Origin of the sequence: Xanthomonas sp. NCPPB 3761, assembly GCF_041475705.2 — a bacterium.
Taxonomy (GTDB): domain Bacteria; phylum Pseudomonadota; class Gammaproteobacteria; order Xanthomonadales; family Xanthomonadaceae; genus Xanthomonas; species Xanthomonas phaseoli.
The window spans coordinates 2,550,180-2,562,781 of record NZ_CM191262.1; the positions used below are offsets into that span (position 1 = coordinate 2,550,180).

At 65.0% G+C, this 12,602-nt stretch carries 6 protein-coding genes; all 6 read left to right on the forward strand.

Annotation, left to right across the window (positions count from 1 at the left end):
• The first annotated feature begins 226 nt into the window (after nucleotides 1–226).
• Nucleotides 227–2,518 (forward strand): methyl-accepting chemotaxis protein, encoded by a 2,292-nt coding sequence (locus ACCQ00_RS11210; RefSeq protein WP_046830608.1) that lies wholly within the window; start codon nucleotides 227–229, stop codon nucleotides 2,516–2,518.
• Nucleotides 2,519–2,820: 302 nt separating this feature from the next.
• Nucleotides 2,821–5,094 carry a methyl-accepting chemotaxis protein gene (locus tag ACCQ00_RS11215; RefSeq protein ID WP_372353926.1) on the forward strand — a complete coding sequence of 758 codons (2,274 nt, stop codon included), beginning with the start codon at nucleotides 2,821–2,823 and terminating at the stop codon, nucleotides 5,092–5,094.
• Between the two features lie 321 nt (nucleotides 5,095–5,415).
• Nucleotides 5,416–5,949 carry a hypothetical protein gene (locus ACCQ00_RS11220; RefSeq protein ID WP_039575007.1) on the forward strand — a complete coding sequence of 178 codons (534 nt, stop codon included), beginning with the start codon at nucleotides 5,416–5,418 and terminating at the stop codon, nucleotides 5,947–5,949.
• A gap of 538 nt (nucleotides 5,950–6,487) precedes the next feature.
• A complete protein-coding gene (locus ACCQ00_RS11225; protein WP_017155253.1) occupies nucleotides 6,488–8,665 on the forward strand; it encodes a methyl-accepting chemotaxis protein in 2,178 nt (725 codons plus the stop codon).
• Nucleotides 8,666–8,739: 74 nt separating this feature from the next.
• Nucleotides 8,740–11,529, forward strand: coding sequence for a methyl-accepting chemotaxis protein (locus tag ACCQ00_RS11230; protein WP_039575009.1), 2,790 nt, complete (start codon nucleotides 8,740–8,742; stop codon nucleotides 11,527–11,529).
• A gap of 300 nt (nucleotides 11,530–11,829) precedes the next feature.
• Entirely contained in the window at nucleotides 11,830–12,591 is a 762-nt protein-coding gene (locus tag ACCQ00_RS11235) for a transporter (protein ID WP_039575010.1), read from the forward strand.
• Nucleotides 12,592–12,602 lie beyond the last annotated feature (11 nt).

The window sequence follows — 12,602 nt, forward strand, 5'->3', positions numbered from 1 at the left end:
GATGCCGCGGCGCAATGCCCCACCACGCCATCGATGCACGATGGGTGCTGGGGCGATCGCCGGCCGTATGGGGACTGCCGGCATCAGTAACACCCGTCCGGCCCGACACGACCGGCGGGAGATTCTGGCCCTTTGTCCGGATCTTTCGACTCTGCCATCGTCACTCGCCCAACCACTGACGGGCGCCCACGAGGCCAGTCGTTCTCTGCAATACGAGAAGACCGCTATGAACTGGTTCCGTAATCTTGCCGTCGCCCGCAAGTTGGCCGTGGCGTTTTCCTTTACCGCATTGATCACCTTGGGCCTGGGTGGGTTTGCGCTTGTGCGGATGCAATCGAGCGCACATCTGTTGCGCGAGATCGGCACCGTGTGGGCACCGGCCGTGCAGCAACTGAGCGAAATGCGCGCATTGCTCGGCGAATTCCGCACCTACGAACTTGCCCAGCTGGCGCATGCCGACGATCCGAAGGCGGTGCAGAATTATTTCGAACGCATGGACAAGGCGCGCGCCGACGTCGCGACGGCGCAGGACGCCTACGCCAAGACCACCACCGCAGGCAGGGAGACCGAGTTGTACGACGAGGTCAAACTGAAACTGGCCGCGTACTACAAGGCCAACGCCGCACTCAGCGCCGCGGTGCGTGCCGGCGATCTGGTCACTGCCAATCGCGTTTCCGATGAGCAATCGCGTCCGGCGCGGCGCGACCTGTTCGCAAAGTTGGTGGAACTGACCAAGTTCAACGTCGCCCACATGGACAGCGAGATCGCGCAGGCCGAGGCAACCTACCAGCGTTCGGTGCAAGTGATGCTCGTGGCGATGGCGTTGTTCGTGCTGCTGGCTGCATTTGCCGGCTGGTTCATCGCCCGCAGCATCGCAGTCCCGCTCGCTCGCGCCACGCGGGTGGCCAGTGCCATCGCACAGGGCAAACTGGACAACGCCATCCACGTCGACAGCCGCGACGAAGCCGGGCAACTGCTGCACAGCATGGAAGGCATGCAGCGGCAACTGCAGGCCGTGCTCGCCGCGCAATCGGAAATGGCCAAGCGCCACGATGCCGGCCAGATCAGCTACCGGATGGATCACGATGCGTTTCCAGGCGACTACGGCACCATGGTGCGCGACACAAATAGCCTGGTCGGCTCGCATATCGCGGTCAAGATGAAGCTCGCACAGATCATGTCGCACTATGCGATCGGCGACTTCAGTCAGGACATGGACCGCCTGCCCGGCGAAAAGGCCGTGCTCAGTTCCACCATGGATACCGTCAAGGCCAACCTGTCGGCGATGAACAGCGAGATCAAGCTGTTGGCGCAGGCTGCTGCCAACGGCGACTTCAGCGTGCGCGGCGACACACAGCGCTTCCAGTACGATTTCCAGGCGATGGTGGAGAGCCTCAACCAGCTGATGGCCACCGCCGATGCCAACCTCGGCGCGCTGTCCAAGCTGTTGCAGGCCATTGCCGCAGGCGATCTCACCGAGCGCATGCAAGGCCAGTTCAATGGCGTGTTCGCCCGGATGCGCGACGATGCCAATACCACCACCGCGCAACTTGCCGATATCGTCGGGCGCATCCAGCACGCCAGCTTGTCGATCAATACCGCGGCCAGCGAGATTGCCGCCGGTAACAACGACCTGTCGCAGCGCACCGAACAACAGGCTGCGAACCTGGAAGAAACCGCCGCCTCGATGGAGGAGCTCACCTCCACCGTCCGCCAGAATGCCGAGCATGCACGCCAGGCCAACCAACTCGCCATCGGCGCGGCCACGGTGGCCTCGCAAGGCGGCAGCGTGGTGGCGCAGGTGGTGACCACCATGTCCGGCATCGAGGTGTCGTCGAAGAAGATCGCCGACATCATCAGCGTCATCGATGGCATTGCGTTCCAGACCAATATCCTGGCCTTGAATGCCGCGGTGGAAGCGGCACGCGCCGGCGAACAGGGCCGTGGCTTTGCCGTCGTTGCATCGGAAGTGCGCACGCTGGCGCAGCGTTCGGCCGGCGCGGCCAAGGAGATCAAGCACCTGATCGACGACTCGGTGAGCAAGGTCGCCGAAGGCTCGGTCCTGGTAGACCAGGCCGGCAAGACCATGGCCGACATCGTCGCCAGCGTGCAGCGCGTCACCGACATCATGGGCGAGATTTCTGCCGCCTCGCAGGAACAGTCGGCCGGGATCGAGCAGGTCAACCTCACCGTCACCCAGATGGACGAAGCCACCCAGCAGAACGCCGCACTGGTGGAAGAAGCCACGGCCGCGGCACGTGCGATGGAAGAGCAAGCCGGTCAGCTGTCCGATGCGGTGTCGATCTTCAAGGTGCAGCAGGTTGCTGCCGTTGCGACTGCAGCCAAGCGCCCTGCGCCGTCGCGTCTGGCCACCATAAAGCCAGGCGCTGCCAGACCGACCGCGACCAAGCGCGCACCCGCACCAGCCGGGGTCGCGGCCAAAGCCAAACCCACCGCAACGCCGCGCCCGGTGACTGCCGTAGCCGCCAACGGCGACTCGAGCTGGCAGGAGTTCTGACCGCCCCGTCTGCGTCGAGCGGACGACAACGTGACCAACATGCGCAAGCCCCGACAGCAATGTCGGGGCTTTTTGCGCATGCGCGTTCCGGCAATGCTCACGCGCACGCATCCCTGCATCCAACAGACCAGCAACGTTTCGCAGCCGGGATGCCTGCGCGGTGCGTCGCTTGGCAGCGTCTCGCGCTGGCCCACCGAACACCATGAACGCCAGCATGCTGCAATGCAGCATGCAACTTCAGAATTCCGGGTGGCGAACGCTACCGGTGTATCTCTTTTCCACCCTCCCCATAGAGAAGCACCATGAAATTCCTGCATTCCATGACCGTCGGGCGACGCCTGGCGGTGGCGTTCGCCTTGTTGATCGCGTTACTTGCCGGCTCCACCACCCTGGCGCTGTCCCAATTCAAAACCGTTCAACATCAGGTCGCGATCATCGTCGAGGTCAATAACCGCAAGGCAGCGCTGCTCAATCAGATGCGCGAGAGCAACATGCTCGGCGAGCGCTACATCCGCGACTTCATGCTGGCGACCCCGCAGCAGCGACCCGCTGTCGATGCGCAGCTCAAGGCCAATCGCGAACATTACGCGCAGCTGTGGGCCGCGTTGAAACAGCTGCCGACCAACAGCGACGGCATGCGTGCACGGCAGGCCATCGAAGACAGCCTCACCGCCGCCCGCGCCACCAACAACCGACTGCTGGGCCTGGTCCGCGAAGGCGACCTGGAGGCCGCAAAGCAGCTGCTCAGTGGGCAGGCGCAACCGTTGCTGGAGCGCCGCTCCAAGGCGATTGCTGCGGCGGTGGAATTGCAGAATCAACAGAATGCCGCCGGTGCTGCCACCATCCTCGGCAGCGTGGCGCTGGCAAACCGTGCCTTGATCGCCTTCGGCCTGCTCGCCGCCGGCCTGGCTGCCGCGTTGGCATGGCTGATTTCGCGCAGCCTGGTGCGGCCGCTGAAGCAGGCCACGCAGGTCGCCGATGCGATCGCCCACGGCGATCTGGATAACCCGATCGGCCCGCAGCCGGGCGATGAGCCCGGCCAGTTGCTGACCAGCATGCGCGGCATGCAGGAGCAGCTCAAGGCCGTTGCCGCCGCGCAGCAGGAGATGGCCCGCCAGCACGACAGCGGCAAGATCAGCTTCCGCATGGACCAGGACGCGTTTCCCGGGCAATACGGCAGCATGGTGCGCGATACCAATGCCCTGGTCGACGCGCATATCGCGGTCAAACTCAAGCTCGCGCAGATCATGTCGCGCTACGCCATCGGCGACCTGAGCCAGGACATGGACCGCCTGCCGGGCGAAGAAGCCGTGTTGAGCCAGACCATGGACACCGTCAAATCCAACCTGACGGCAATGAACAGCGCGATCAAGTTGCTGGCCCAGGCTGCGGCCGATGGCGACTTCAGCGTGCGCGGCGACACCGCGCGTTTCCAGCATGATTTCCTGGCCATGGTGGAAAGCCTCAACCGGCTGATGGCCACCGCCGACGGTAATTTGGGCGCGCTGTCGAAGGTGCTGCAGGCCATTGCTGCAGGTGATCTCACCCAGCGCATGCAGGGCGAGTTCAACGGCGTGTTCGCCCGGATGCGCGACGATGCCAACGCCACCACCGAGCAGCTCTCCAGCATCGTCGGGCGCATCCAGCACGCCACCGTATCGATCAATACCGCGGCCAGCGAGATCGCCGCCGGTAACAGCGACCTGTCGCAGCGCACCGAACAACAGGCTGCGAACCTGGAAGAAACCGCGGCCTCGATGGAAGAACTCACCTCCACCGTCAGGCAGAACGCCGAAGGCGCACGCCAGGCCAACCAGCTTGCGATCGGCGCGGCGGCTGTGGCGTCGCAAGGCGGCGACGTGGTCGGCAAGGTGGTGGCCACCATGGGCGACATCGAAGTTTCGTCGAAGAAGATCGCCGATATCATCTCGGTCATCGACGGCATTGCGTTCCAGACCAATATCCTGGCCTTGAACGCCGCCGTGGAAGCGGCGCGCGCAGGCGACCAGGGCCGCGGATTCGCAGTGGTGGCCAGCGAAGTGCGCACGCTGGCGCAGCGTTCGGCCGGTGCGGCCAAGGAGATCAAGCACCTGATCGACGACTCGGTGAGCAAGGTCGCCGAAGGCTCGGTCCTGGTAGACCAGGCCGGCAAGACCATGGCCGACATCGTCGCCAGCGTGCAGCGCGTCACCGACATCATGGGCGAGATTTCTGCCGCCTCGCAGGAACAGTCGGCCGGGATCGAGCAGGTCAACCTGACCGTGACGCAGATGGACGAAGCCACCCAGCAGAACGCCGCATTGGTGGAAGAAGCCACGGCCGCGGCACGTGCGATGGAAGAGCAGGCCGGTCAGTTGTCCGATACGGTGTCGATCTTCAAGGTGCAGCAGGTCGCTGCCGTTGCGACGGCAGCCAAGCGCCCTGCGCCGCTGCGCCTGGCCGCTGCCACGTCGGCCAGCGCTGCCAAACGCGTGACCGGCTCGGCTAACGCAAAACCCAAAGCCAATCTCACCCCAGCGCAACGCCCGGTGGTTGCCACAGCCGGCAACAGCGAGTCGAACTGGCAGGAGTTCTAAGCGCACTGCAGGGACACGTGCCGCCCGATCAGACGGCAGGTGCGCCCCAAGCCCCGACAGCCATGTCGGGGCTTTTTTTGGCGAGGAAACTCTGCCGAGGCAATTGGCGTGCCGTTGTCGACAGCTTGCGCTTGGGCGCATGAGGCTGCGCGCGTGCCCTCACCCGGCACCGCGCGCCAGCTTCTCCCGCAGGAGTAGGAAGTGGCTGCGGCATCCATGCAAACGTGCCGCTGGTCGAAAATCGGTCAAGCGCAGGCTCTTGCGGCCGATACAGCAAGCACTGAGGGCCGCATTGCCCGCGCTAGATCGAAGGACGTCCGCATGCACACCGCCAACTCCAACCGCTCTGCCCGCACCGTGCTGGGCTGCGTGTTCACTGCCGCGCTGCTGGCTGCGGGCGTCTCGTTGCCGCCCTCCTTCGCCGCCCCGGCAGCGCCGGTCTCGGTGCTTCTGGACAATGTGCCGGTTACCGCATTGCAGGCGCTGGCGGTGGATCTGGCGCAGCTGCGCGACGATCAGCGTGCACAGCTTGCCGCCAGACACGATGCGGCGCGTATCGAAGCCTACGACGAGCGTCTGGGCAATCTGCACCAGCGGATCGCACGGCATGCCGGCTACTTCCAGGCCTCCGCGCCGCAGGGCGAACAGGCACGTAAATTCGCGCTGGTGCAGCAGCAGCTAGGCAAGTATCTGGCACAGCACCGCCAGGCCAATCGCGCCCTGCACGAGGGCGACCTGCAATACGCACAAGCCTTGTCGCTGGGCCACAGCGGCGATACCCGCCAGGTCTTGTGGACCGAACTGCAGAGCCTGCAGCAATCGGTCGCCAGCGTGAACGGTGCGCAGCGCAACTGAGCCGCTGCAGGCAGCCCAGACGTGGCCACGCAGCGACCGGGCAGCATCGCGATCAGCGCGCTCCACGTTGCGCTGAACTATCACGCCTTCTGCGGCTGAGGTCATCAGCGAGGCGACTGCACAAACGCCGGGCCGACCCGCCGGTGCCGTTCACACCATGCCCGATGCTCGGTGCTGCATGCGCGGCGACTCCACCAGGACGCTAAGCGCTCCCACCATATTGCCTGGTGGATTCGCCAGGCAGATATAAGCCGCTCAATGCGCGCCGAAAGTGCCAACCGCCACTGCGCGCGGTCGGCGATGACGTCACCGCATGTCTTCCAGGCACTGCCTGGTCCGCTCTCATGCCCAGCACGCTGCCACTGCGCCGAGGACGCAACGCGCCGTGTCAGCGCGTTAACGCACTAGCAAAGGCAGACCATTCGCACGTCGACATCGCCACCGGTCGTGCGTCCGCCGTGTCGTGTCAACTCAACATTTTCGCGGTCAGGTCGCTATTCGACTTACACCGGTCACATTCCTTTGCTGGATATCTGCCATGACGCTGAAGACCACGCTTGCAAGAACGCTGGCCAATGTGCCGCTCAAGCGCAAGTTTTTCGCCCAGACCGCCCTGGTTGCGCTGGGCATCATCGCGTTGGCGGTGATCGCCGCACGCATGCAGTACGTCGACCTGACCGATACGCGCCGCGATGGTCTCAAGAGCCAGATCGAGATGGCGATTGCGGTGGTCAATGGCTATGCCGAACGCGCCGAAAAGGGCGAGATCGACGTGGAGACCGCCAAGAAGAGTGCGCTGCACACCCTGTCGACCATGCGCGCACGTGGCGGTGTGGATTACATCTACGTCACCGACCAGGCGCCGACGATGCTGATGCACCCCACCCGCCCGGACCTGGTCGGCAAGCCGTTGAGCGATGTGCTCAGCCCGGACGGCAAGCGCGTATTTCCAGCGTTCGTCACCGCAGCGCAGGCCGGCGGCGGCTATGTCGACTACACCTGGGCCAAGCCAGGGCAGAAGGATCCGGTGCAGAAAACCTCGTACGCGGCGCTGTACAAGCCGTGGGGCTGGGTGATCGGCACCGGCGTGTACCTGGACGACACCCAATCGCAGGCGCTGGTTTTCACCGGCATCGTTGCGCTCGCCGGTGGCGCCCTGGTGCTGATCAACCTGCTGGTGGGCTGGATGATCGGCAACTCCATCCTGGAGCCGGTGTCGCGTGCCCTGGCGGCCATCAAGGGGGTGGCGCGCGGCGACCTGAGCGTGCGGACTGCCGAGCACGGCACCGATGAAATCGGCCAGATGCTCAAGGCCACCGACGAGATGGTTCACACCCTGGAGCGCTTCTCCGCACAGACCAAGGTGATGGTGCACATGCATGCCGGCGACGATGTCACCCACCGCATGCCGACCGATTTCCCGGGCGTCTACGGCGAGCTGGCCAGCGGCATCAACACGATGATCTTCGAGCACCTGGATGCCATCGTCGATGCGATCGGCATCCTCAACGAGTATGCGCAAGGCGACCTGTCGCGCAATGCCGCGCGCCTGCCCGGCACCCGTGCGGTGCTGCACGAAGCGATGGATGCGGCCAAGGCCAGCCTGCTGGCGATCAACACCGAGATCAAACGCCTGGCCCAGGCCGCGGCCAACGGCGACTTCAGTCAACGCGGCGATGCGACGCGCTTCAAGCACGACTCGGCGCGCATGATCCACGACCTCAACGCAATGATGGAGGTCAGCGACCGCAACCTGGGCAAGCTGTCCGAGCTGCTGGCATCCCTGGCCGAAGGCGACCTCACCGCGCGCCTGGATGGCCAATACCATGGCGTGTTCGCGCGCATGCGCGATGACGCCAATGCCACGGCCACCCAGCTGGCCGGCATCGTGGGACGCATCCAGCAGGCGGCCAGTTCCATCACCGGCTCGGCCAGCGAAATCGCCGCCGGCAACAACGATCTGTCGCAGCGCACCGAACAGCAGGCCGCCAACCTGGAAGAAACCGCCGCCTCGATGGAGGAACTCACCTCCACCGTCAAGCAGAATGCCGAGAGCGCGCGTCAGGCCAACCAGTTGGCGATCGGCGCCGCCAGCGTGGCCTCGCAGGGCGGCCAGGTGGTGAGCCAGGTGGTGGACACCATGTCCGGTATCCAGACCTCGTCCAGGAAGATCGCCGAGATCATCAGCGTCATCGATGGCATCGCCTTCCAGACCAATATCCTGGCGTTGAATGCTGCGGTGGAAGCCGCACGTGCCGGCGAACAAGGCCGCGGATTCGCGGTGGTCGCTTCGGAAGTACGCACGCTGGCCCAGCGGTCGGCCAGCGCGGCCAAGGAGATCAAGCACCTCATCGAGGATTCGGTGGGCAAGGTGTCCGAGGGCTCGCTGCTGGTGGATCAGGCCGGCAAGACCATGGCCGAGATCGTCTCTTCGGTGCAGCGCGTCACCGACATCATGAGCGAAATTTCTGCCGCCTCGCAGGAACAGTCGGCCGGCATCGAACAGGTCAACCTCACCGTCACCCAGATGGACGAGAGCACCCAGCAGAACGCGGCGCTGGTGGAAGAAGCCACCGCTGCGGCCAATGCCATGCAGCAGCAGGCGCAGCAGTTGGATGAAGCGGTGTCGAGCTTCCGCATCGTTGCCGCCACCTCCAACCAGTTCGCCGGTACCGGTGCACGCGCCCCGGCGCGGGTTGCGCTGGCCACCTACTGACCGTACCTACCCCGCTCCGGCGGGGTTGCCTTGTCCGTTCTCCCTTTTCGCTTTTTCCTTCCGCGGCTACGCCCATGACCTCGCCTTCCACCCACTCACGTTTCAGCGGACGCCTGGCGTACCGCCTGATGTTCGGTACGGCGGTCATTGCGTCGCTGTGCTTCGGTTTGACCGCGGCCATCACCTATTGGCAAAGCAGTCGCGCATTGAGCGCCTCTGCGCAGGCCACGATGCAAAACGCCGCGCGTTACCAGGCCGAGCAGATCGGCAGCGACCTGGGCCAGGCGTTGACGACCGGCCAATCGCTGGCCACCACCTTGCTGGTGCAACGCGCCAATGGCGGCATCAGCCGCGACAGTGCCGCGGCAGTGGTGCACGACCAATTGCTGGATCACCCCGAATGGGTCGGCATGGGCACCTTGTGGGAGCCGCAGGCCTTCGATGGCAAGGACAGCGCATTCGCCAATGCCAAGGGCCACGACGCCACCGGCCGCTTCATGACCTACTGGGGGCGCAGCGACCAGACCCTGGTCCGCGAACCGCTCACCGATTACGAAACCCCCGGCCTGGGCGACTGGAATCTGAAACCACGTGCGCTGCTGCGACAGACCGTGGCCGAACCCTACGATTACAAGATCGGCGGCAAGACCGTGCTGATGACCACCTTGTCCACGCCGATCCTGCAGGACGGCAAGTATCTGGGCGCGGTGACCGTGGATGTGGCATTGGCGGCCCTGCAGCAGCGCCTTGGCGCCTTGCGCCCGATGCAGGACGGTTATGTCGAACTGCTCTCGCCCGCCGGCGTGGTGCTGGCATCGCACGACACCGCGCGCATCGGCAAGCAGGTCACCGACGCACGCCATCGCAGCATGCTGGAGGCGATCAAGGCCGGCAAGGACGCGCTGGATTTCAGCCCCGATGCAGACGGTGCGGTCAGCGCCTACGTTCCGCTACAGATCGGCAAGGCGCAGGAGCGCTTCGCGCTGGGCGTGGTGGTGCCGTATGCCACGATCATGCAGCAGGCGCACCACCTGCTGTGGACCATCCTTGCGGTCGGCCTTGGCTCGGCGCTCGTGCTCAGCGTGGCATTGTTCGCGCTGCTGCGTCGCCAAGTGGTGCGGCCGCTGGAGGCCGCCGCGCACGTGGCCGATGCGATCGCCTCGGGCAAGCTCGACAACCAGATCACCGTGCAGCGCCAGGACGAAGTGGGCCGCCTGATGGGCGCCATGCAACGCATGCAGAGCGACCTGCGCGAGCGCATCGAACGCGATGCGCAAGTGGCCAACGAAAACCTGCGCATCCGCACCGCGCTGGAACATTCGGAAATGGAAGTGTTGCTGGCCGACGAACAGCACAACGCGGTATTCATCACCCAGGCGCTGCACGCTTCCTTCAAGCAGGGCGAGCCCGCGTTCCATGCCAAGGGCCAGCCCGGCTTCAGTGCCGATGCGGTGGTCGGCAAGCCGATCGACTACGTGTTCGGCAACGACAGCGAAGGCACTGAACGTACGCAGCGTCTGCGGGAGCTGCAGTCCACCACCACCGAGCGCTACCGCTTCGGGCCGGTGACACTGGATCTGACCATGACCCCGCTGTATGCCCCTGATGGCCGTCGTAGCGGCAGCATGCTGCTGTGGCGCAATATCAGCGCCGAAGTGAGCACCCAACAGGAAGTGGCCGAACTGGTGCAGTCCGCCTTGATGGGCGATTTCGGCCAGCGCCTGGCGCTGGAAGACAAGCATGGGTTCTATCTGGAATTCGGCCGCCAGCTCAATGGCCTGCTGGAAACCACCTCGCTGAGCCTGGAGCGGATTTCCAGTCTGCTCAGTGCGCTGGCCGAAGGCGACCTCACCGCCCGCATGGACGGCGACTTCCAGGGCGTGTTCGCCCGCATGCGCGACGATGCCAATGCCACGGTGGCGCAGCTCACCGGCATTGTCTCCGGCATCCAGACTTCGGCCACGCACATCAGCGCAGCCGCAAGCGAAATTGCCGCCGGCAACAACGATCTTTCCCAACGCACCGAACAACAGGCCGCCAATCTGGAAGAAACCGCGGCCTCGATGGAGGAACTCACCTCCACCGTCAAACAGAATGCCGAGCATGCGCGTCAGGCCAACCAGCTGGCCATCGGCGCAGCCGACGTGGCCTCGCACCGCGGCTCGGTGGTGGCGCAGGTCGTCACCACGATGTCGGGCATCGAGACCTCGTCCAAGAAGATCGCAGAGATCATCAGCGTCATCGACGGGATCGCGTTCCAGACCAACATCCTGGCCTTGAATGCCGCCGTGGAAGCGGCGCGTGCCGGCGAACAGGGCCGCGGATTTGCCGTGGTCGCCTCCGAGGTACGCACGCTGGCGCAGCGTTCGGCTGGTGCGGCCAAAGAGATCAAGCACCTGATCGACGATTCGGTGAGCAAGGTGGAACAAGGCGCGTCGCTGGTGCAGCAGGCCGGCACCACGATGAGCGAGATCGTCGCCAGCGTGCAGCGCGTCACCGACATCATGGGCGAAATCTCCGCCGCTTCGCAGGAGCAATCGTCCGGCATCGAGCAGGTCAATCTCACCGTGACGCAGATGGATGAAGCCACGCAGCAGAATGCCGCGTTGGTGGAAGAAGCCACTGCCGCAGCGCGTGCGATGGAAGAACAGGCGGGCCAGCTGACCGAGGCGGTGGCGGTCTTCAAGCTCCACCATGCGGTCAAACCCGTGCCGGCTGCGGCCACTGGCAAACCAGTGGTGCGCGCGGTCGTCACCACCAAGCCGGCACCGGCCCGCGGCAAGCGCGCGGCGACACCGCTGCGTCATGACGTGGGCAAGTCCTCCGGGACTGCCGGTCACGACAGCCAGTGGCAGGATTTCTGACCGCCCCGTGAAACGTGGATTGCAAGCGAACACTAGCGTCGTCGTAAGCACGCAGCGTCACTTGCATTCCACAGCTGCATCCACCGCGGCGCGTCCTCGGCGCGCTGTGCGTGCCCTGCCCCTTCCGCTCGTCCGACGCGCATCAAGAATCATGCGGCGTTGCCGTTAGTGTGGATGACATCGACTGCCTGCGCCCCGCCGCAGCAGCCGGTCCAGCAATCCATGCCTGCTGTGGCAGCCAACGCAGCCAGCGCATGCATCCGGATATGTGTTTCCGCACGTTGCCACGCAAGGGATGCCATGAAGCCGTCTGTTATCGCCAGCTGTTTTGTGCTGTTGGGTGCGATGGGTCATGCCCGCGCCGAAGACCCGATCGCGACCGACCGCCCGGATTTCGTGGAATCCAGCCTCACCGTTGGCGACCGCCGCGTGCAGGTGGAAACCAGCGTCGCGTGGGAACGCGATGACGCGGTGGATGCGTATTCCACACCCACGCTCCTGCGCTACGGCCTGGGCCAGACCTGGGAATTGCGGCTGGAAACCGATGGCTGGCAGCGCATCGACCTGCCCGGCGATGCGCAGGTGAGCGGCATGTCCGACGTCTCGCTTGGCATCAAGCATCACCTGGCCAGCTCCGACGTCGGCAAGACCTCGCTGGCCTGGTTGCTGCATGTGGACCTGCCCAGCGGCGCGCAAGCGTTGCGCGGCCATGGTGCACGCCCCTCGTTCCGGCTGGTAGCCGAATGGGAGCTCAGCGACAGTATTTCCGCGGGCATGATGCCCGGCGTGATCTGGGACGACGATGGCCAGGGCAACCGATATACCGCCGGCATCTTCGGCGCGGTTCTTGGCAAGGCCTGGAACGACCGCGTGCGCTCGTTCGTCGAAGTGGCGTTGCCGCAGATCGCCAAGAGCGACGATGGCGGCACTGTCGCCCTGCTCGATATCGGCTCGGCCTGGCTGCTGAGCAACGACGTCCAACTGGACGCGGTCTACAGCCGCGGACTCAACGACCGCTCACCGGATCACGCGCTCGGCGTGGGCCTGTCTTTCCGCTTCTGACACGGGTTGCA